Consider the following 20,238-nt stretch of genomic DNA (forward strand, 5'->3'; position numbering starts at 1 on the left):
GTCCCTGGAAGTAGTGCGCGTGGACGCTGAACGCAATCTGTTGTTGGTCAAGGGTGCTGTTCCTGGCGCTACTGGCGGCAACCTGGTTGTACGTCCAGCAGCCAAGGCTCGCGGTTAAGGGGAAGCTGACATGCAATTAAATGTAAATGACGCTCAAGCGATCGAAGTTTCCGAACTGACATTTGGCGGCGAATTCAACGAGACGCTGGTTCACCAAGCAGTCGTGGCCTACATGGCCGGCGGCCGTCAAGGTACCAAGCAGCAGAAGACCCGTTCCGACGTTCGTGGTGGCGGTAAGCGCCCATGGCGTCAGAAAGGTACTGGCCGTGCTCGTGCCGGTACTATCCGTAGCCCAATCTGGCGTGGCGGCGGTACCACTTTTGCAGCACGTCCACAGGATCACTCCCAGAAGCTGAACAAGAAGATGTATCGCGCAGCAATGCGTTCCATCCTTGCTGAGCTGGTGCGTACTGATCGTCTGGTCGTGGTTCAGGATTTCGCTGTTGAAACTCCGAAAACCAAAGATCTGCTGGGCAAGCTGAACAACATGAGCCTGACCGACGTTTTGATCGTGTCGGACGCTGTTGATCAGAACCTGTACCTGGCTGCTCGTAACCTGCCGCACGTAGATGTACGTGACGTTCAAGGTTCCGATCCAGTTAGTCTGATCGCATACGACAAGGTGTTGATCACCGTGTCGGCCGTGAAGAAATTCGAGGAGCTGCTGGGATGAACCAGGAACGCGTATTTAAAGTTCTGCTTGGCCCGCACGTTTCCGAGAAGGCTACGGTTCTGGCAGACAAGAAAGGCCAGTTCGTTTTCAAGGTTGCTACTGACGCAACCAAGCTGGAAATCAAGAAGGCCGTCGAAAGCCTGTTCAGCGTGAAAGTAGAGCGCGTCACTACCCTGAATGTTCTGGGTAAGAGCAAGCGCACTGCTCGCGGTCTGGGCAAGCGTAATGACTGGAAGAAGGCAGTTATCTCCCTTCAGCCAGGCCAAGATCTCGATTTCAGCAGCAGTGCTGAGTAAGGAAGGGGTGCATCATGGCAATCGTTAAATGCAAACCGACTTCCCCTGGCCGCCGTTTTGTGGTCAAGGTGGTCAACCAGGAGCTGCATAAAGGCGCTCCTCACGCACCGCTGCTCGAGAAAAAATCGAAGACTGGTGGTCGTAACAACAATGGCCGTATTACCACGCGTCACATCGGTGGTGGTCATAAGCAGCATTATCGTATGGTCGATTTCCGTYGCAACGACAAAGATGGCATCGTCGCCACTGTCGAGCGTATCGAATACGATCCAAACCGTACTGCTCACATCGCACTGCTCTGCTACGCAGACGGCGAGCGCCGCTACATCATCGCCCCTAAAGGCGTGAGTGCTGGCGACCAGCTGATCGCAGGCGCTCTGGCTCCAATCAAGCCAGGCAACGCTCTGCAACTGCGCAACATTCCAGTCGGTTCTACCGTACACGGCATCGAACTGAAGCCAGGTAAAGGCGCGCAGATCGCTCGTTCCGCTGGTGCTTCGGCTCAGCTGATCGCTCGTGAAGGCGTTTACGTTACCCTGCGTCTGCGTTCCGGTGAAATGCGTAAAGTCCTGGCTGAATGCCGTGCGACCCTGGGCGAAGTCTCGAACTCCGAGCACAGCCTGCGTTCGTTGGGTAAAGCTGGTGCCAAGCGCTGGCGTGGCGTTCGCCCAACCGTTCGTGGTGTTGCCATGAACCCGGTTGACCACCCACATGGTGGTGGTGAAGGTCGTACCTCTGGTGGTCGTCATCCGGTATCGCCATGGGGCTTCCCGACTAAGGGCGCGAAGACTCGTGGTAATAAGCGTACCGACAAAATGATCGTCCGTCGTCGCAAGTAAATAGAGGGATACGACAGTGCCACGTTCTCTGAAAAAAGGTCCTTTTATTGATCTTCACCTACTGAAGAAGATCGAAGTGGCGGCGGAAAAGAACGATCGCAAACCAATTAAGACTTGGTCGCGTCGTTCGATGATCCTGCCACAAATGGTCGGTCTGACCATCGCAGTACACAACGGTCGTCAGCACGTCCCAGTTCTCGTTAACGAAGACATGGTCGGCCACAAACTGGGCGAGTTCGCCGGTACCCGCAACTATCGCGGGCACGTGGCTGACAAGAAAGCCAAGCGTTAAGGGGTTAGGAAATGGAAGTAGCCGCTAAGTTGTCGGGCGCTCGAATCTCCGCCCAGAAAGCCCGCTTGGTCGCCGACCAGATCCGCGGGAAGAAGGTGGGCGAAGCGCTCAACTTGTTGGCTTTCAGCAGTAAGAAAGCCGCCGAGATCATGAAGAAAGTGCTGGAGTCGGCCGTAGCCAACGCCGAGCATAACGAAGGCGCAGACGTTGATGACCTGAAGGTCAGCACCGTTTTCGTCAACGAAGGGCGTTCGCTGAAGCGCATCATGCCACGTGCCAAAGGCCGTGCTGATCGCATCGTCAAGCGGTCTTGCCATATCACTGTCAAGGTTGCTGACAAGTAACGGAGTCGAAGAGATGGGTCAGAAAGTACATCCCATTGGCATTCGCCTGGGAATCGTCAAGGAGCACACCTCCGTCTGGTACGCAGACGGTCGGACTTATGCGGACTACTTGTTCGCAGATCTGAAAGTGCGTGAGTATCTCCAAGACAAACTAAAAAGCGCGTCCGTAAGCCGTATCGATATCCATCGTCCGGCCCAAACTGCACGTATCACCATCCACACCGCTCGTCCAGGTATCGTTATCGGGAAGAAAGGTGAAGATGTTGAGAAACTGCGTCAGGACCTGACCAAGCAAATGGGTGTGCCTGTGCACATCAATATCGAAGAGATCCGCAAGCCGGAGCTCGACGGTATGCTGGTTGCGCAGAGCGTAGCTCAGCAGCTGGAGCGTCGTGTAATGTTCCGTCGCGCTATGAAGCGCGCAGTACAGAACGCCATGCGCATTGGTGCCAAGGGCATCAAAATCCAAGTGAGCGGTCGTCTCGGCGGTGCTGAAATCGCACGTACTGAATGGTATCGCGAAGGTCGTGTGCCATTGCACACCCTGCGTGCCGACATCGACTATGCCAACTACGAAGCTCACACCACTTACGGTGTGATCGGTGTAAAGGTTTGGATCTTCAAAGGCGAAGTAATTGGTGGTCGCCAAGAAGAGCTGAAACCACAAGCACCAGCGCCTCGTAAAAAAGCTGCTAAGTAAGGGGTACGCCAAATGTTGCAACCTAAGCGTACGAAGTTCCGCAAGCAGATGACAGGCCACAACCGTGGTCTGGCTCAGCGCGGTAGCAAAGTCAGCTTCGGCGAGTTCGCGCTGAAGTCTGTAGCTCGTGGTCGTCTCACCGCTCGTCAGATCGAGTCAGCGCGTCGTGCTCTGACCCGTCACGTTAAACGTGGCGGCAAGATCTGGATCCGTGTATTCCCGGACAAGCCTATTTCCAAAAAGCCCCTCGAAGTTCGTATGGGTAAAGGTAAGGGTAGTGTGGAGTACTGGGTTGCCCAGATTCAGCCAGGCAAAGTCCTGTATGAAATCGAGGGTGTTTCTGAAGAGCTGGCGCGTGAGGCTTTTGCCCTGGCTGCTGCAAAGCTGCCGCTCGCCACCGCCTTTGTTAAACGGACGGTGATGTGATGAAAGCGAATGAACTTCGTGAAAAATCCGCACAGCAGCTGAACGAGCAACTGCTCGGCTTGCTGCGCGACCAGTTCAATCTGCGTATGCAGAAAGCAACTGGCCAGTTGGGGCAGTCTCATCTGCTCTCGCAAGTTAAACGTGACATCGCTCGCGTGAAGACTGTGCTCAACCAGCAGGCAGGTAAGTGATCATGGCTGAAGCCGAAAAAACTGTCCGTACGCTGACTGGCCGTGTTGTCAGCGACAAGATGGACAAAACCATCACCGTACTGATCGAGCGTCGCGTAAAGCACCCGATCTACGGTAAATACGTTAAGCGTTCGACTAAGCTGCACGCGCACGACGAAACCAACCAGTGCCACATCGGCGACAAAGTCACTATTCGTGAAACTCGTCCTATGGCCAAGACCAAGTCTTGGGCGCTGGTTGATGTTCTCGAACGCGCTGTGGAAGTCTAAGGACTAGGGGTCGGAGAAATTATATGATTCAGACTCAATCCATGCTCGATGTGGCCGATAACAGCGGCGCTCGCCGTGTTATGTGCATCAAGGTGCTGGGTGGCTCCCATCGTCGTTACGCTGGTATCGGTGACATCATCAAAGTTACCGTGAAGGAAGCAATTCCTCGCGGTAAAGTGAAAAAAGGCCAAGTGATGACTGCTGTTGTAGTCCGCACTCGTCACGGCGTACGTCGTGCTGATGGCTCCATTATCCGCTTTGATGGCAACGCTGCTGTTCTTCTGAACAACAAGCAAGAGCCGATCGGCACCCGTATCTTTGGGCCAGTGACCCGTGAACTTCGTACTGAGAAGTTCATGAAGATCGTCTCGCTCGCCCCAGAAGTGCTGTAAGGAGATCCGACATGCAAAAGATTCGTCGTGACGACGAGATCATCGTGATCGCCGGCAAAGACAAAGGTAAGCGCGGTAAGGTGCTCAAGGTTCTTGCTAATAACCGTCTGGTTATCAGCGGTCTGAACCTGGTAAAGCGTCATACCAAGCCTAACCCGATGTCGGGCGTGCAAGGCGGTATCGTCGAAAAAGAAGCTCCACTGGACGCTTCTAACGTCGCCATTTTCAACGGCGAAACCAACAAGGCTGACCGCGTTGGTTTCAAAGTAGAAGACGGCAAGAAAATTCGTGTCTTCAAGTCGACCCAAAAAGCGGTTGATGCTTGAACACTGCTAGGTAGAAGACCATGGCACGACTAAAAGAGATTTACTGGAAGGAAATCGCACCGAAGCTTAAGGAAGAACTTAAGCTTTCGAACGTGATGGAAGTTCCACGCGTTACAAAAATCACCCTGAACATGGGTCTGGGCGAAGCTGTTGGTGACAAAAAAGTCATCGAGCATGCTGTTGCTGACCTGGAAAAGATCACCGGCCAAAAAGTCGTTGTGACCTACGCTCGTAAATCCATCGCTGGCTTTAAAGTCCGTGAAGGATGGCCGATCGGCGTCAAGGTGACTCTGCGCCGTGAGCGTATGTACGAGTTCCTGGATCGTCTGTTGTCGATCTCCCTGCCTCGGGTTCGCGACTTCCGCGGCCTGAATGCCAAGTCCTTCGATGGTCGTGGCAACTACAGCATGGGCGTGAAAGAGCAGATCATTTTCCCGGAAATCGACTACGACAAGATCGATGCTCTCCGCGGTCTGGACATTACCCTGACCACCACTGCCAAGAACGATGATGAAGGCCGCGCTCTGCTGCGTGCTTTCAAATTCCCGTTCCGCAACTGATTGGAGTAGGAAAATGGCCAAGAAGAGCATGAAAAACCGTGAGCTGAAGCGTCAGCTCACCGTTGCCAAGTACGCCACCAAGCGTGCAGCGCTGAAAGCTATCATCGTTGATCTGAACGCAAGTCCAGAAGCGCGTTGGGAAGCTACCGTAGCTCTGCAGAAGCAACCACGTGACGCAAGCGCTTCGCGCATGCGTAACCGTTGCCGCCTGACTGGTCGTCCGCACGGCGTTTACCGCAAGTTCGGCCTTGGCCGTAACAAGCTGCGTGAAGCTGCAATGCGTGGTGACGTACCAGGTCTGGTTAAAGCCAGCTGGTAATTGCTGTCAAAGTCTCGATGTTCGGGTTCGCAAGAACCTGACCATCGGTGGCCTTGAATCTGAATCAAGCCCCTTTTGGGGCTTGATTCATTTCTGGGGTGTGTCTAGAATGACCGGCTCGCCTGAGCCCGTGTTTTTCATGCCCGGAAGTTCTCGGCGACAAGTAGTAGCCGCAAGGCTAATTTTTCTGTATTAGGAGCGTCTAGCCCATGAGTATGCAGGACCCGTTAGCGGACATGCTAACTCGAATCCGTAATGCCCAGATGGCTGAAAAGTCTGTCGTAAGCATGCCGTCTTCCACGCTGAAGGTGGCTGTAGCAAAAGTCCTGAAGGACGAAGGTTACATCGCGGATTTTCAGATCACCACCGACGCTAAGCCGTCGTTGTCCATCGAGCTGAAGTACTTCGAAGGCCGTCCGGTTATCGAAGAAGTGAAGCGCGTTAGTCGTCCAGGCCTGCGTCAGTACAAGTCCGTTGAAGATCTGCCGAAAGTTCGTGGCGGTCTTGGCGTGTCTATCGTCTCCACCAACAAAGGTGTGATGACGGATCGTGCTGCGCGCGCTGCCGGTGTCGGCGGCGAAGTTCTTTGCACTGTGTTCTAAGGGGGGATAAGCATGTCTCGCGTCGCTAAGAACCCCGTTAAGCTGCCAGCCGGTGTCGAAGTAAAATTCGCAGGCCAACAGCTTTCGGTGAAGGGTGCCAAGGGTACTCTTGAACTGAACATCCATTCGTCCGTTGAGATCGTTGAAGAAGCTGGTGAGCTGCGTTTCGCTGCTCGCAATGGCGATCAACAAACTCGCGCAATGGCCGGTACCACGCGTGCGTTGGTAAACAACATGGTCCAAGGCGTAAGCCAAGGCTTCGAGCGCAAGCTCCAGCTGGTCGGTGTTGGTTACAAGGCGCAAGCAAAAGGCACGGTTTTGAACCTGGCCCTTGGCTTCTCGCACCCAGTGGATTACGAACTGCCGGAAGGCATCACCGCTGAGACTCCTAGCCAGACCGATATCCTGATCAAGGGCATCGACAAGCAGCTGGTAGGTCAAGTGGCCGCTGAGATCCGCGACTTCCGTCCACCAGAGCCGTACAAAGGCAAAGGTGTGCGCTACGCGGACGAAGTCGTCCGTCGTAAAGAAGCCAAGAAGAAGTAGGGCATAGCAAATGACCGACAAAAAAGTTACTCGACTGCGTCGCGCTCGCAAAGCACGCCTGAAAATGCACGAACTCGAAGTCGTGCGTCTCTGCGTGTTCCGCTCGTCGCAGCACATCTACGCCCAGGTCATCTCGGCCGACGGCAACAAAGTCCTGGCAAGTGCCTCGACTTTGGATAAAGAACTGCGTGATGGCGCCACTGGCAACATCGACGCGGCCACAAAGGTTGGCCAGCTGGTCGCTACGCGTGCTAAGGCCGCTGGCGTCTCGCAAGTGGCTTTCGACCGCTCTGGCTTCAAGTACCACGGCCGCGTTAAAGCGCTGGCTGATGCTGCTCGTGAAGCTGGGCTGGAGTTCTAAGTTATGTCAAATAACGACCAAAAGCGCGACGAAGGCTACATTGAGAAGCTGGTTCAAGTTAACCGCGTAGCCAAAACCGTTAAAGGCGGCCGTATCTTCACTTTCACTGCGTTGACCGTGGTGGGTGATGGTAAAGGGCGTGTTGGCTTCGGCCGTGGCAAGTCGCGTGAAGTGCCTGCTGCGATCCAGAAGGCAATGGAAGCTGCTCGCCGCAACATGATCCAAGTTGATCTGAACGGCACCACTCTGCAGTACGCAATGAAGTCCGCTCACGGCGCTTCGAAGGTGTACATGCAGCCTGCTTCTGAAGGTACCGGTATCATCGCTGGCGGCGCTATGCGTGCTGTCCTCGAAGTTGCTGGCGTTCAGAACGTTCTGGCCAAGTGCTACGGCTCGACTAACCCGGTAAACGTGGTTCACGCCACTTTCAAAGGTTTGAAAGCTATGCAGTCTCCTGAATCCATTGCCGCCAAGCGTGGCAAAAGCGTCAAGGAGATCTTCTGATCATGGCTACCGTTAAAGTAACGCTGATCAAAAGCATGACCGGCCGCATCCCTAACCACAAACTGTGCGTTAAGGGTCTGGGTCTGCGTCGCATCGGTCACACTGTAGAAGTCCAGGATACTCCCGAGAATCGCGGGATGATCAACAAGGCTTACTACATGCTGCGTGTCGAGGGTTAATCGATGAAACTCAATGATCTGAGTCCAGCGCCGGGTTCCCGTCGCGAAAAGCATCGTCCGGGCCGTGGTATCGGTAGCGGTTTGGGTAAGACTGGTGGCCGTGGTCACAAGGGTCAGACCTCCCGTTCCGGTGGCACCATTGCTCCAGGCTTTGAAGGCGGTCAACAGCCGCTGCATCGTCGCCTGCCGAAGTTCGGTTTCGTTTCCCTGAAAGCCATGGACCGCGCAGAAGTGCGTCTGTCCGAGCTGGCTAAAGTGGAAGGCGACATCGTCACCGTGCAGTCCCTGAAAGATGCCAACGTGATCAACGTCAACGTACAGCGTGTGAAAATCATGCTGTCCGGTGAAGTGACTCGCGCTGTCACTATCGGCAAGGGAATCGGCGCCACCAAAGGTGCGCGTGCGGCTATCGAAGCAGCTGGCGGCAAGTTCGAGGAATAAATGGCTAAGCAAGGTGCTCTCTCTGCGCTCGGCAAAGGCGGTATGTCTGAACTCTGGGCTCGTCTGCGTTTTCTGTTCCTGGCGATTATCGTCTACCGAATAGGCGCACACATCCCGGTTCCAGGTATCAACCCGGACCGACTCGCAGACCTGTTTCGACAGAATGAGGGGACCATTCTTAGCTTGTTCAACATGTTCTCCGGCGGCGCGCTGGAACGGATGAGCATCTTTGCATTGGGGATCATGCCGTACATTTCGGCATCGATCATCATGCAACTGATGACCGCCGTCAGTCCGCAGCTGGAGCAGTTGAAGAAGGAAGGTGAAGCTGGCCGTCGCAAGATCAGCCAGTACACCCGCTACGGCACCGTCGTCCTCGCTCTCGTTCAGGCTATTGGCATGTCCATTGGTCTGGCGGGGCAGGGCGTTGCGTTCACTGGTGACTTTGGCTTCCATTTCGTCGCGGTATCCACTTTTGTGGCTGGTGCGATGTTCATGATGTGGCTGGGTGAGCAGATTACTGAGCGTGGTGTAGGTAACGGTATCTCGATGTTGATTTTTTCGGGTATCGTCGCCGGTCTTCCGAGAGCAATCGGGCAGTCTTTCGAGTCTGCGCGTCAGGGTGATATCAACATCTTCGCCTTGGTTGCCATCGGTTTGCTGGCAGTAGCGATTATCGGTTTCGTGGTGTTCATTGAGCGTGGTCAGCGTCGTATCGCTGTTCACTACGCCAAGCGTCAGCAGGGCCGCAAGGTTTTTGCTGCGCAGACTAGCCACCTGCCGTTGAAGGTGAACATGGCCGGTGTTATTCCGGCTATTTTCGCGAGCAGCATTTTGCTGTTCCCGGCTTCGTTGGGTGCCTGGTTCGGTCAGTCTGAAGGTATGGGCTGGTTGCAGGACATCTCGCAGTCGATCGCTCCTGGTCAGCCGTTGAATATTCTGCTGTTTAGTGCAGGGATTATTTTCTTCTGCTTCTTCTATACGGCGTTGATGTTCAATCCGAAAGACGTAGCGGAAAACCTGAAGAAGTCCGGTGCCTTTATTCCGGGCATCCGTCCAGGTGAGCAGTCGGCGCGCTACATTGATGGCGTTCTGACCCGCTTGACCATGTTCGGTGCTCTTTACATGACGGCCGTGTGTCTGTTGCCCCAGTTCCTTGTGGTTGCAGCAAACGTTCCGTTCTACCTTGGCGGGACCTCGTTGCTGATCGTGGTCGTGGTTGTGATGGACTTCATGTCCCAAGTACAATCGCACCTCGTTTCGCACCAGTACGAATCCCTGATGAAGAAAGCCAACCTGAAGGGTTACGGCAGCGGCATGTTGCGCTGAGTACCCATAAGGTTCGAGGAGTTGGTGATGAAAGTTCGTGCATCGGTGAAAAAGCTGTGCCGTAACTGCAAGATTATTCGCCGCGAAGGTGTTGTTCGAGTAATTTGCAGCGCGGAACCGCGTCACAAACAGCGCCAAGGCTGAGTGTGATTGTGCTTCAAGCCCGGTAGCTAGTGCGCTACCGGGTTGATTATTTGTTATTACAGCGATATTATCTCGCGCCCTATTTCTTGGCTTCCGGGGCGTAGGTAGCTGTCAATTGGAGTCCCACTGAATGGCCCGTATTGCAGGCGTTAACATTCCAGATAACAAGCATACTGTTATCTCGCTGACCTACATCTATGGTGTTGGTCGCACTACTGCGCAGAAGATCTGTGCAGTGACTGGGGTAAACCCAGCAGCAAAGATCAAAGATCTGAGCGACGAGCAAATTGAACAGCTGCGTGGCGAAGTGGCGAAGTTCACCACTGAAGGTGACCTGCGTCGCGAAATCAACATGAAAATCAAGCGCTTGATGGACCTCGGTTGCTATCGCGGTCTGCGTCATCGTCGTGGTCTGCCAGTACGCGGTCAGCGTACCAAGACCAACGCGCGTACCCGTAAAGGTCCGCGTAAGCCGATCCGCAAGTAATCGCCCCAGCGAATCGACAGGAATTTAATCATGGCAAAACCTGCTGCTCGTCCTCGTAAAAAAGTTAAAAAGACAGTGGTTGATGGCATCGCCCACATCCATGCATCTTTTAACAACACCATCGTGACCATTACCGACCGTCAAGGTAACGCTCTTTCCTGGGCTACCTCCGGTGGTTCGGGTTTCCGCGGTTCCCGCAAGTCCACGCCGTTTGCTGCTCAAGTAGCTGCTGAACGTGCTGGTCAAGCTGCGCTGGAATACGGCCTGAAAAACCTCGACGTTAACGTCAAGGGCCCAGGTCCAGGTCGTGAATCCGCAGTCCGCGCTTTGAACGGCTGTGGCTACAAGATCGCCAGCATCACCGACGTGACGCCAATCCCGCACAACGGGTGCCGTCCGCCGAAGAAGCGCCGCGTGTAATCCAGGAGATTGTAAAGAATGGCTCGTTACATTGGTCCAAAATGCAAACTCGCTCGTCGCGAAGGCACCGATCTCTTCCTGAAGAGCGGCGTGCGCGCGATCGAATCGAAGTGCAACATTGAAGCAGCACCTGGTATCCACGGCCAACGCCGCGGTCGCCAGTCCGATTACGGCACCCAACTGCGTGAAAAGCAGAAGGTCCGTCGTATCTACGGCGTTCTCGAGCGTCAGTTCAGCGGCTACTACAAAGAAGCTGCTGGCAAGAAAGGTGCAACCGGTGAAAACCTGCTGCAACTGCTCGAATGCCGTCTGGACAACGTTGTATACCGTATGGGCTTTGGTTCGACTCGTGCCGAATCCCGTCAGCTGGTATCGCACAAGTCGATCAGCGTTAACGGTCAGACCGTAAACGTTCCGTCGTATCAGGTTCGTGCTGGTGACGTGGTTGCAGTTCGCGAGAAAGCAAAAAACCAACTTCGCATTGTCCAAGCTCTCGATCTGTGTGCCCAACGTGGCCGCGTAGAATGGGTAGAAGTAGACACTGAGAAGAAGTCGGGCGTTTTCAAGAACGTTCCTGCTCGCAGTGATCTGTCCGCCGACATCAACGAAAGCCTGATTGTCGAGCTCTACTCCAAGTAAGGGCTAGAAAATAGGTGCATCCATGCAGATTTCGGTAAATGAGTTCCTGACACCCCGCCACATTGATGTGCAGGTTGTCAGTCCAACCCGCGCCAAGATCACTCTCGAGCCTCTCGAGCGTGGTTTTGGCCACACCCTGGGCAACGCGCTGCGACGCATCCTGTTGTCCTCAATGCCCGGCTGCGCAGTAGTCGAGGCCGAGATTGACGGTGTGCTCCACGAGTACAGCGCCATCGAAGGTGTACAGGAAGACGTAATTGAAATCCTGTTGAACCTTAAAGGTCTGGCCATCAAGCTGCACGGTCGTGACGAAGTTACGCTGACCTTGTCGAAGAAGGGTTCGGGGGTGGTTACCGCTGCCGATATTCAGCTGGATCATGATGTCGAGATCGTTAATCCCGATCACGTAATCGCTAACCTGGCGTCTAACGGCGCCCTGAACATGAAGCTCACCGTAGCTCGTGGTCGTGGTTATGAACCRGCCGACTCGCGTCAGAGCGATGAAGACGAAAGCCGCAGCATCGGTCGCTTGCAGCTTGACTCTTCGTTCAGCCCGGTTCGCCGTATCGCATACGTGGTGGAAAACGCCCGTGTCGAGCAGCGTACCAACCTGGACAAGCTGGTTATTGATCTGGAAACCAACGGTACTCTGGATCCTGAAGAGGCTATTCGCCGCGCTGCAACCATCCTGCAACAGCAGTTGGCTGCGTTCGTCGACCTCAAAGGTGACAGTGAGCCAGTGGTTGTCGAGCAGGAAGACGAGATCGATCCGATCCTGCTTCGCCCGGTTGACGATCTGGAACTGACTGTACGTTCGGCTAACTGCCTTAAGGCGGAAAACATCTACTACATCGGTGACCTGATTCAGCGTACCGAAGTAGAGCTGTTGAAGACTCCGAACCTTGGCAAGAAATCCTTGACTGAAATCAAGGACGTTCTGGCCTCCCGCGGTCTGTCCCTCGGCATGCGCCTCGACAACTGGCCGCCTGCAAGTCTTAAGAAGGACGACAAGGCGACTGCCTGATCGTCGTAATCACCGAACGTAGTGTTTGGTAAGGAATGAACCATGCGTCATCGTAAAAGTGGTCGTCACCTGAGCCGCACCAGCTCGCACCGCAAGGCCATGTTCCAAAACATGGCGGTGTCGCTGTTCGAGCACGAGCTGATCAAAACTACTCTGCCAAAAGCCAAAGAACTGCGTCGCGTTGCTGAGCCGCTGATCACTCTGGCCAAGACAGATAGCCTGGCTAACCGCCGTCTGGCTTTCGACCGTACTCGTTCGAAAGCTATCGTTGGTAAGCTCTTCAACGACCTGGGCAAGCGTTACGCTACCCGTGAGGGTGGCTACCTGCGCATCCTCAAGTGCGGTTTCCGCGCTGGCGACAACGCGCCTATGGCGTACGTCGAGTTGGTTGATCGTGCTACTGCCGGCGAAGCTGTATCCGCCGAGTAAGACGTCAGTCTGAAACAAAAAACCGGGCCTAGTGCCCGGTTTTTTGTGTCCGCAAGAAAATGCGCTGTTCATACAAGCTTCTGACATGTCTCTGTTGTCACTATGTGCCGGGAAACATAATTAGTAATTATCTATCGAAGCTTGCAAGTTAATGAATTTGTAGGTGTCACATGGATGATCGATACTTCCCAGCAAGCCGATTAGCCGGCAGTTTCAAGACTGACAGAGGAAGAAGACCGTATGAGCCAGATCAAAACGCTTACGACCGCCAGTGGCGCACCTGTCGCTGACAACCAGAATTCTCGCTCCGCTGGCCCACGTGGCCCGCTGCTGCTCGACGACTTTCACCTGATCGAGAAGCTCGCCCACTTCAACCGTGAAAACATTCCTGAACGTCGCGTTCATGCCAAAGGCTCGGGAGCTTACGGCACATTCACCGTTACCCGCGATATCACGGATTACACCAGCGCCAAGCTGTTTGAATCTGTTGGCAAGCAAACCCCGACGTTCCTGCGTTTCTCGACGGTAGGCGGCGAACGCGGTTCTGCCGACACCGAGCGCGATCCACGGGGTTTCGCGTTGAGGTTCTACACCGAAGAAGGTAACTGGGACATCGTGGGTAACAACACGCCAGTGTTCTTCATTCGTGATCCGCTGAAATTTCCAGACTTTATCCACACCCAGAAACGGCTGCCGCAAAGCAACCTGAAAAGCGCGCAGATGATGTGGGACTTCTGGTCGCATTCGCCTGAAGCGCTGCACCAGGTCACCATTCTGTTCTCTGATCGCGGTATTCCTGACGGCTACCGTCACATGCACGGCTTCGGCAGCCACACTTACAGTCTGATTAGCGCCCAAGGCGAGCGTCACTGGGTGAAATGGCACTATAAGACCAAACAAGGCATCAAGAATCTCGCACCGGCCGATGCCGCACGGTTGGCGGGCACTGATCCAGACTACGCCCAGCGCGACTTGTTCGAAGCCATCGAGCGCGGTGACTTCCCGAAATGGCGCGTGTGCATTCAAATCATGACTGAGGCCCAGGCTGCGGCACATTATGAGAACCCTTTTGACGTCACCAAAACCTGGTCGCAGAAAGAATTTCCGCTGATCGAAGTGGGTGAACTGGAACTGAATCGCAACCCGCAAAACTACTTTGCTGAAGTCGAGCAAGCGGCGTTCGGCCCAAGCAATATGGTGCCGGGAGTTGGTCTGTCGCCAGATCGGATGCTGCAGGGGCGCGTATTTGCGTACGCTGATGCTCACCGCTACCGCGTGGGTACCAATCACCAGCAACTGCCGGTGAACGCGCCACGCAGCCCGGTTAACACTTACCAGCGAGACGGCTCGATGGCATTCGGCAGTAACGGTGGTGCAGCACCTAACTACGAGCCGAACAGCTACACCGAAGCACCGAAACAAGCTCCGCGTTACGCAGAACCAGCGCTGGCCTTGAGCGGTGCTGCCGATCGCTACGATCACCGCGAAGATACCGATTACTACAGCCACGCCGGTGCGCTGTTCCGCCTGATGAGCGACGATCAGAGAGCATTGCTGGTCAGCAATATCGCCGGTGCCATGGCGGGCGTTTCCACTGATATCGTCGATCGCCAGTTGCAGCACTTTTACAAGGCCGATCCGGCGTATGGAGAAGCAATCGCAAAGCTGCTCAACGTACAGCTTAACGAAGTCTAAACGAGAAGCAGAACCGCCCTCATCTGGGCGGTTTTTGCGTTATTTAGGCTGCTTTTCTAAGAATATCTTCGCTTTTATTGCGCGAATCGGGTGACCTTCCGGTCAGCTTGGTTCAAACTACAGACTTTCAAGTAGGGAGATGTAGGGCGATGCAAGGCCACCCAGACGTAATCGATTACCTCAACACGTTGCTGACCGGCGAACTGGCCGCGCGTGATCAATATTTCGTTCATTCGCGGATGTATGAGGACTGGGGGTTTACCAAGCTCTACGAGCGAATCAACCATGAGATGGAAGAGGAAGCCGGTCACGCTGATGCGTTGATGCGCCGAATTCTGATGCTCGAAGGCACGCCGCGTATGCGTCCGGATGATCTGGATGTCGGCACCACTGTGCCGGAGATGCTCGAAGCGGATCTGCGTCTTGAATACAAAGTTCGCGCAGCGCTGTGCAAAGGCATTGAGCTGTGCGAGCAGCACAAGGATTACGTCAGCCGTGAGATCTTGCGGGTTCAGCTCAACGACACCGAAGAGGATCACACCTACTGGCTGGAAAAGCAGTTGGGCCTGATCAAGTTGATCGGTCTCGAGAACTACCTGCAATCCCACACGTCCTGATTGCAATCGATACAAAAAGCCCCTGTCACTGATGAAGTGACAGGGGCTTTTTCATGCCTGGCGTTTAAGCCCGATCGCGGATCAGCAGCGGCTTGAGGTAATGACCGGTATGAGATTGCTTCATCTCGGCCACATCTTCAGGCGTGCCGGTGGCAATGATCTGCCCACCTTTGGAGCCGCCCTCCGGCCCGAGATCGACCAGCCAGTCAGCCGTCTTGATCACGTCGAGGTTGTGTTCGATTACTACCACAGTGTTGCCGTGGTCGCGTAAGCGATGCAGCACGTCGAGCAATTGCTGGATATCCGCGAAGTGCAAACCGGTGGTCGGCTCATCGAGGATGTACAGTGTTTTGCCGGTGTCACGCTTGGACAACTCGCGAGACAGTTTCACTCGCTGCGCCTCACCACCCGACAACGTGGTCGCCGACTGCCCGAGCTTGATATACGACAGGCCGACATCCATCAATGTCTGTAGCTTGCGCGCCAGGGCTGGCACCGCGTCAAAGAACTCCCGGGCCTCTTCGATGGTCATCTCGAGGGTTTCGTGGATGCTCTTGCCCTTGTATTTGATCTCAAGGGTTTCGCGGTTGTAGCGCTTGCTCTTGCACACATCGCATGGCACGTAGATGTCTGGCAGGAAGTGCATTTCCACTTTGATCAGGCCGTCGCCCTGGCACGCTTCGCAGCGGCCACCCTTGACGTTGAACGAGAAACGCCCCGGGCCGTAACCACGGGAGCGTGACTCGGGTACGCCGGCGAACAGCTCGCGGATCGGGGTGAACAGGCCGGTATAGGTAGCAGGGTTGGAGCGCGGTGTACGGCCGATCGGGCTCTGGTCGATATCGACCACTTTGTCGAGATGCTCCAGGCCCTTGATGCTGTCGTGCGCTGCTGCTTCCAGCGTGGTCGCGCCGTTGAGGGCCGTGGCGCTCAGCGGGAACAAGGTATTGTTGATCAGCGTCGATTTGCCCGAGCCCGACACGCCGGTCACGCACGTCAGCAGACCAATCGGGATGTCCAGATCGACATTGCGCAGGTTGTTGCCGCGCGCCCCTTTGAGCGACAGATTGAGCTTTTTATTGCGTGGCGTGCGTTTGGCCGGCACTTCAATCTTCACACGGCCCGAGAGGTATTTACCGGTCAGGGAATCCGGGTGCGCCATCACTTCCGCCGGCGTGCCCTCAGCCACGATCTGCCCACCATGCACACCAGCCCCCGGGCCGATATCCACAACGTAATCGGCCAGACGAATCGCGTCTTCGTCGTGTTCGACCACGATCACAGTGTTGCCAATATCACGCAGGTGCTTGAGCGTGCCGAGCAAGCGGTCGTTATCACGCTGGTGCAAACCAATGGACGGTTCGTCAAGGATGTACAGAACACCGACGAGRCCGGCACCGATCTGGCTGGCCAGRCGAATRCGYTGCGCYTCGCCACCGGATAGCGTGTCGGCACTGCGGTCCAGCGACAGGTAGTCGAGACCGACGTTGACGAGGAACTGCAGACGCTCGCGAATTTCCTTGAGAATCTTGTCGGCGATTTCGCCGCGACGGCCAGTCATCTTCAGCTCGCCGAAGTACTCGCAAGCGTCGCCGATCGGCAGGTTGGTCACCGCTGGCAGCGTTTTCTCGCCAACCCACACATGCCGCGCTTCGCGACGCAGACGGGTACCACGGCAATCCGGGCACGATTGGGTGCTGAGAAACTTGGCCAGCTCTTCGCGCACGCTTGCCGACTCGGTCTCGCGGTAGCGACGCTCCAGGTTCGGCACGATGCCTTCGAACGGGTGCGAACGTTTGACGATATCGCCACGGTCGTTCAGGTATTTGAAGTCGACGTTCTGCGAGCCGCTGCCATGCAGGATGAATTTCTGCTGATCGGCCGGCAGTTCGTTGAACGGTACTTCCAGGCTGAAACCATAGTGTGAAGCGAGTGAGCCGAGCATCTGGAAGTAATAGACGTTACGCCGGTCCCAGCCGCGAATCGCACCTTCGGCCAAGGTCAGATCGCCATTGACCAGCCGCTTGATATCGAAGAACTGCTTCACCCCCAGGCCGTCACAGGTCGGGCAAGCGCCGGCCGGGTTGTTGAAGGAGAACAGCTTCGGTTCCAGTTCGCTGATCGCGTGGCCGCAGATCGGGCAGGCGAAGCGCGCGGAGAAAATCATCTCTTCGCCCGGTTCGTCGTCCATCGGTGCGACAAGTGCAATGCCATCCGCCAGTTTCAACGCGGTCTCGAAAGATTCGGCCAGACGTTGCTGCAGATCGGCGCGAACCTTGAAGCGGTCGACGATCACATCGATCGAGTGCTTTTTCTGTTTATCCAGTTTGGGCAGTTCGTCCAGTTCGCAGATCCGCCCGTTGACCCGGGCGCGAACGAAACCTTGGGCGCGCAGCTCTTCGAAGACCGAAAGGTGTTCACCTTTGCGCTCGCGAATAACCGGTGCCAGCAACATCAGTTTGCTGCCTTCCGGCTGCGCCAGCACCAGGTCGACCATCTGGCTGACGGTCTGCGCTTCCAGCGGAATGTCGTGATCCGGGCAGCGTGGCGTACCGACGCGTGCATAAAGCAGGCGCAGGTAGTCGTAGATTTCGGTGATGGTGCCGACCGTAGAGCGCGGGTTGTGCGAGGTCGACTTTTGTTCGATGGAGATCGCTGGCGACAGGCCTTCGATGGTGTCGACGTCGGGTTTTTCCATCATCGACAGAAACTGTCGGGCGTAGGCCGACAGCGATTCGACATAGCGGCGCTGACCTTCGGCGTAAAGCGTATCGAAGGCCAGGGACGACTTGCCGGATCCGGACAGGCCGGTGATGACGATCAGCTTGTCCCGTGGCAGGGTCAGGTCGATGTTCTTCAGGTTGTGGGTACGGGCCCCACGTATCAGGATCTTGTCCAAAGTGGCCTCGCTTGGCGGGCGTCGAAAACGTAGGAGTATACGGGCAAATACTGGATGGATGCACACTATCAAGCGAAGGGTTTTTACCTTACATGAAGAGAGTTTCATCTATACGCGTCATAGCGTCGCGATATACCCCGTCTTTCGATGGGACTGGTAGAATCGCCGCCGGTTCACACGAGGTTTTTCCATGCACGATCCCCACAGCGAACGCATGAGTGGTAGCGAGACTCGCGCAGCAAGCGGTCTGGCCCTGGTGTTCGCCTTCCGTATGCTTGGCATGTTCATGGTGTTGCCGGTATTGGCAACCTACGGCATGGACCTGGCAGGAGCGACCCCGGCCCTGATCGGGCTGGCTATTGGCGCTTACGGTCTGACCCAGGCGATTTTCCAGATTCCGTTCGGGATCATTTCCGACCGCATTGGCCGCCGTCCGGTGATTTACCTCGGGCTGATCGTTTTTGCCCTCGGCAGCGTGCTGGCGTCTCAGGCAGACTCGATCTGGGGCGTGATCGCCGGGCGGATCCTGCAGGGCGCCGGGGCGATTTCAGCGGCGGTGATGGCGCTACTCTCCGACCTGACCCGCGAACAGCACCGCACCAAGGCAATGGCGATGATCGGCATGACCATCGGTTTGTCGTTTGCCGTGGCCATGGTCGTCGGGCCTTTGCTGACCCGCGCTTTCGGTCTGTCCGGACTGTTCCTCGCCACCGGTGCCATGGCACTGGTCGGTATCGCCATCATCATGTTCATGGTGCCGCGCTCCACCGGGCCATTGCAGCATCGGGAGTCCGGTGTGGCGCGTCAGGCCTTGATGCCGACGCTCAAGCATCCGGATCTGCTGCGCCTCGATCTGGGCATCTTTGTGTTACATGCCATGTTGATGTCGAGCTTCGTTGCGTTGCCGTTGGCGCTGGTGGAAAAAGCCGGTTTGCCCAAGGAACAGCACTGGTGGGTCTACCTCACCGCGCTGCTGATTTCGTTCTTCGCCATGATCCCGTTCATCATCTACGGCGAGAAGAAACGCAAAATGAAACGAGTTTTGCTCGGCGCCGTCATGACGCTGATGCTGACTGAGCTATTCTTCTGGCAGTTCGGTGACAGCCTGCGGGCTCTGGTGATCGGTACGGTGGTGTTCTTCACCGCGTTCAATCTGCTGGAGGCTTCATTGCCGTCGCTGATCAGCAAGGTTTCACCGGCGGGCGGGAAGGGCACGGCCATGGGCGTGTATTCCACCAGTCAGTTCCTCGGTTCAGCACTCGGCGGGATACTCGGCGGCTGGCTGTTTCAGCATGGCGGTCTGTCGGTTGTGTTCCTCGGATGCGCGGGTCTGGCTGCCATCTGGCTGGCCTTTGCTGTTACCATGCGTGAACCTCCCTACGTGACGAGCCTGCGCTTGCCGTTGTCGCCCGAGGCGATCCGCGAAGCGGGTCTGGTCGAGCGCCTCAAGGCCCTCGTAGGGGTAACCGATGCAGTGATAGTTGCTGATGAAGCGGCTGTTTACATCAAACTGGACAAAGAATTAGTGGATCGCGACACCCTCGAACGCCTGGTGAACAACCCGGCCGGGGCTGCTTGCGAAGCCTAGGAGAACGTTATGGCCCGTGGGGTTAACAAAGTCATATTGGTCGGCACTTGCGGCCAGGATCCCGAAGTTCGCTACCTGCCTAACGGTAACGCCGTGACCAACCTGAGTCTGGCCACCAGCGAACAATGGACCGACAAGCAAACCGGTCAGAAGGTCGAGAAGRCCGAGTGGCACCGTGTTTCGATGTTCGGCAAGGTTGCGGAAATCGCCGGCGAATACCTGCGTAAAGGTTCGCAGGTCTACATCGAAGGCAAGCTGCAGACCCGCGAGTGGGAAAAAGACGGTATCAAGCGTTACACCACTGAAATCGTGGTCGACATGCAAGGCACCATGCAACTGCTCGGCGGCCGTCCACAACAGGGCGACCAACAAGGCGGTGGCAACAACTACCAGCAGTCGGCTCCGGCTCCACGCCAGCAGGCTCCGCGTCCTCAGCAGTCGGCTCCACAGCAGCGTTCGGCCCCGGCTCCTCAGCAGGCCGCACCGCAACCGGCTCCGGATTTCGACAGCTTTGATGACGATATTCCGTTCTGATTCGCTGCTGTAACCGCTGCAAATAAAAAGGCCCGTCGCTTAAACGACGGGCCTTTTTTTGTGGAGCAAATAACCTGCAATCCCCCCGATCAACTGTGGGAGCGAGCCTGCTC

At 55.8% G+C, this 20,238-nt stretch carries 31 protein-coding genes and 1 pseudogene; 31 read left to right on the top strand and 1 reads right to left on the bottom strand.

Annotated features, from left to right (window positions below; genetic code table 11):
* The 29 genes and pseudogenes from rplC to bfr all read left to right on the top strand — a co-directional run.
* A pseudogene (gene rplC / locus AC1DVF_RS26395) lies at positions 1–118 on the top strand (50S ribosomal protein L3); the annotation flags it as partial.
* 12 nt (positions 119–130) lie between these two features.
* Positions 131–733 carry a 50S ribosomal protein L4 gene (gene rplD / locus AC1DVF_RS26400; protein WP_007918468.1) on the top strand — a complete coding sequence of 201 codons (603 nt, stop codon included), beginning with the start codon at positions 131–133 and terminating at the stop codon, positions 731–733.
* The gene (gene rplW / locus AC1DVF_RS26405) at positions 730–1,029 is read left to right on the top strand and encodes a 50S ribosomal protein L23 (RefSeq protein WP_002555488.1); all 300 of its coding nucleotides are present in this window, start codon (positions 730–732) and stop codon (positions 1,027–1,029) included. The genes rplD and rplW overlap by 4 nt, the downstream gene beginning before the upstream one ends.
* 14 nt (positions 1,030–1,043) lie before the next feature.
* Positions 1,044–1,868 carry a 50S ribosomal protein L2 gene (rplB, locus tag AC1DVF_RS26410; RefSeq protein ID WP_477783412.1) on the top strand — a complete coding sequence of 275 codons (825 nt, stop codon included), beginning with the start codon at positions 1,044–1,046 and terminating at the stop codon, positions 1,866–1,868.
* 16 nt (positions 1,869–1,884) lie between these two features.
* Complete coding sequence (rpsS, locus tag AC1DVF_RS26415) at positions 1,885–2,160, top strand: 30S ribosomal protein S19 (protein WP_011336172.1); 276 nt, start codon at positions 1,885–1,887, stop codon at positions 2,158–2,160.
* An 11-nt stretch (positions 2,161–2,171) separates the two neighbouring features.
* Complete coding sequence (gene rplV, locus AC1DVF_RS26420) at positions 2,172–2,504, top strand: 50S ribosomal protein L22 (RefSeq protein ID WP_003103908.1); 333 nt, start codon at positions 2,172–2,174, stop codon at positions 2,502–2,504.
* A gap of 13 nt (positions 2,505–2,517) precedes the next feature.
* Positions 2,518–3,204, top strand: coding sequence for a 30S ribosomal protein S3 (gene rpsC / locus AC1DVF_RS26425; RefSeq protein ID WP_003176422.1), 687 nt, complete (start codon positions 2,518–2,520; stop codon positions 3,202–3,204).
* Between the two features lie 12 nt (positions 3,205–3,216).
* Entirely contained in the window at positions 3,217–3,630 is a 414-nt protein-coding gene (gene rplP, locus AC1DVF_RS26430) for a 50S ribosomal protein L16 (RefSeq protein WP_007896757.1), read from the top strand.
* Complete coding sequence (gene rpmC, locus AC1DVF_RS26435) at positions 3,630–3,821, top strand: 50S ribosomal protein L29 (RefSeq protein ID WP_002555481.1); 192 nt, start codon at positions 3,630–3,632, stop codon at positions 3,819–3,821. Before rplP ends, rpmC begins: the two co-directional genes overlap by 1 nt.
* Positions 3,822–3,823: 2 nt before the next feature.
* Positions 3,824–4,090, top strand: a complete 267-nt coding sequence (gene rpsQ, locus AC1DVF_RS26440; protein WP_003194644.1) for a 30S ribosomal protein S17 — start codon at positions 3,824–3,826, stop codon at positions 4,088–4,090.
* A gap of 23 nt (positions 4,091–4,113) precedes the next feature.
* The gene (rplN, locus tag AC1DVF_RS26445; protein WP_002555479.1) at positions 4,114–4,482 is read left to right on the top strand and encodes a 50S ribosomal protein L14; all 369 of its coding nucleotides are present in this window, start codon (positions 4,114–4,116) and stop codon (positions 4,480–4,482) included.
* Between the two features lie 11 nt (positions 4,483–4,493).
* Entirely contained in the window at positions 4,494–4,808 is a 315-nt protein-coding gene (gene rplX, locus AC1DVF_RS26450) for a 50S ribosomal protein L24 (RefSeq protein ID WP_008081905.1), read from the top strand.
* 20 nt (positions 4,809–4,828) lie between these two features.
* The gene (gene rplE / locus AC1DVF_RS26455; protein WP_003176415.1) at positions 4,829–5,368 is read left to right on the top strand and encodes a 50S ribosomal protein L5; all 540 of its coding nucleotides are present in this window, start codon (positions 4,829–4,831) and stop codon (positions 5,366–5,368) included.
* A 13-nt stretch (positions 5,369–5,381) separates the two neighbouring features.
* The gene (rpsN, locus tag AC1DVF_RS26460; RefSeq protein ID WP_003228726.1) at positions 5,382–5,687 is read left to right on the top strand and encodes a 30S ribosomal protein S14; all 306 of its coding nucleotides are present in this window, start codon (positions 5,382–5,384) and stop codon (positions 5,685–5,687) included.
* A gap of 209 nt (positions 5,688–5,896) precedes the next feature.
* On the top strand, positions 5,897–6,289 hold the full coding sequence (gene rpsH / locus AC1DVF_RS26465) for a 30S ribosomal protein S8 (protein ID WP_007918458.1): 393 nt from the start codon (positions 5,897–5,899) through the stop codon (positions 6,287–6,289).
* A 12-nt stretch (positions 6,290–6,301) separates the two neighbouring features.
* On the top strand, positions 6,302–6,835 hold the full coding sequence (gene rplF / locus AC1DVF_RS26470; protein ID WP_003176412.1) for a 50S ribosomal protein L6: 534 nt from the start codon (positions 6,302–6,304) through the stop codon (positions 6,833–6,835).
* A 10-nt stretch (positions 6,836–6,845) separates the two neighbouring features.
* Positions 6,846–7,196, top strand: a complete 351-nt coding sequence (gene rplR, locus AC1DVF_RS26475) for a 50S ribosomal protein L18 (RefSeq protein WP_003186037.1) — start codon at positions 6,846–6,848, stop codon at positions 7,194–7,196.
* Between the two features lie 3 nt (positions 7,197–7,199).
* Entirely contained in the window at positions 7,200–7,700 is a 501-nt protein-coding gene (gene rpsE / locus AC1DVF_RS26480) for a 30S ribosomal protein S5 (RefSeq protein ID WP_003186035.1), read from the top strand.
* Positions 7,701–7,702: 2 nt separating this feature from the next.
* Positions 7,703–7,879, top strand: coding sequence for a 50S ribosomal protein L30 (gene rpmD, locus AC1DVF_RS26485; RefSeq protein ID WP_003176408.1), 177 nt, complete (start codon positions 7,703–7,705; stop codon positions 7,877–7,879).
* Between the two features lie 3 nt (positions 7,880–7,882).
* Positions 7,883–8,320: a 50S ribosomal protein L15 gene (gene rplO / locus AC1DVF_RS26490; protein ID WP_003228720.1), complete on the top strand. Its 438-nt coding sequence runs from the start codon at positions 7,883–7,885 to the stop codon at positions 8,318–8,320.
* The gene (secY, locus tag AC1DVF_RS26495; RefSeq protein ID WP_003228718.1) at positions 8,321–9,649 is read left to right on the top strand and encodes a preprotein translocase subunit SecY; all 1,329 of its coding nucleotides are present in this window, start codon (positions 8,321–8,323) and stop codon (positions 9,647–9,649) included.
* A 27-nt stretch (positions 9,650–9,676) separates the two neighbouring features.
* Positions 9,677–9,793, top strand: a complete 117-nt coding sequence (rpmJ, locus tag AC1DVF_RS26500) for a 50S ribosomal protein L36 (protein WP_002555468.1) — start codon at positions 9,677–9,679, stop codon at positions 9,791–9,793.
* A 130-nt stretch (positions 9,794–9,923) separates the two neighbouring features.
* On the top strand, positions 9,924–10,280 hold the full coding sequence (gene rpsM, locus AC1DVF_RS26505; protein ID WP_003186020.1) for a 30S ribosomal protein S13: 357 nt from the start codon (positions 9,924–9,926) through the stop codon (positions 10,278–10,280).
* A 30-nt stretch (positions 10,281–10,310) separates the two neighbouring features.
* Positions 10,311–10,700, top strand: a complete 390-nt coding sequence (gene rpsK / locus AC1DVF_RS26510) for a 30S ribosomal protein S11 (RefSeq protein ID WP_002555466.1) — start codon at positions 10,311–10,313, stop codon at positions 10,698–10,700.
* Between the two features lie 18 nt (positions 10,701–10,718).
* Positions 10,719–11,339: a 30S ribosomal protein S4 gene (gene rpsD / locus AC1DVF_RS26515; protein ID WP_003176404.1), complete on the top strand. Its 621-nt coding sequence runs from the start codon at positions 10,719–10,721 to the stop codon at positions 11,337–11,339.
* 22 nt (positions 11,340–11,361) lie between these two features.
* Positions 11,362–12,363 carry a DNA-directed RNA polymerase subunit alpha gene (locus AC1DVF_RS26520; protein WP_003186012.1) on the top strand — a complete coding sequence of 334 codons (1,002 nt, stop codon included), beginning with the start codon at positions 11,362–11,364 and terminating at the stop codon, positions 12,361–12,363.
* A 42-nt stretch (positions 12,364–12,405) separates the two neighbouring features.
* Entirely contained in the window at positions 12,406–12,792 is a 387-nt protein-coding gene (rplQ, locus tag AC1DVF_RS26525) for a 50S ribosomal protein L17 (protein WP_003176402.1), read from the top strand.
* Between the two features lie 240 nt (positions 12,793–13,032).
* The gene (locus AC1DVF_RS26530; protein ID WP_477783413.1) at positions 13,033–14,487 is read left to right on the top strand and encodes a catalase; all 1,455 of its coding nucleotides are present in this window, start codon (positions 13,033–13,035) and stop codon (positions 14,485–14,487) included.
* A gap of 149 nt (positions 14,488–14,636) precedes the next feature.
* The gene (bfr, locus tag AC1DVF_RS26535; RefSeq protein ID WP_007918444.1) at positions 14,637–15,104 is read left to right on the top strand and encodes a bacterioferritin; all 468 of its coding nucleotides are present in this window, start codon (positions 14,637–14,639) and stop codon (positions 15,102–15,104) included.
* 64 nt (positions 15,105–15,168) lie between these two features.
* On the opposite strand, the gene uvrA is transcribed toward bfr, so the two are convergent.
* A complete protein-coding gene (gene uvrA / locus AC1DVF_RS26540; protein WP_093434409.1) occupies positions 15,169–18,003 on the bottom strand; it encodes an excinuclease ABC subunit UvrA in 2,835 nt (944 codons plus the stop codon).
* Between the two features lie 190 nt (positions 18,004–18,193).
* Here uvrA and AC1DVF_RS26545 point away from each other — a divergent pair, with 190 nt between their 5' ends.
* Positions 18,194–19,591 carry an MFS transporter gene (locus AC1DVF_RS26545; protein WP_093434412.1) on the top strand — a complete coding sequence of 466 codons (1,398 nt, stop codon included), beginning with the start codon at positions 18,194–18,196 and terminating at the stop codon, positions 19,589–19,591.
* 9 nt (positions 19,592–19,600) lie between these two features.
* Positions 19,601–20,125, top strand: coding sequence for a single-stranded DNA-binding protein (locus tag AC1DVF_RS26550; protein ID WP_477783414.1), 525 nt, complete (start codon positions 19,601–19,603; stop codon positions 20,123–20,125).
* Positions 20,126–20,238: the final 113 nt, after the last annotated feature.

The organism is Pseudomonas sp. P4_D7 (assembly GCF_056401755.1).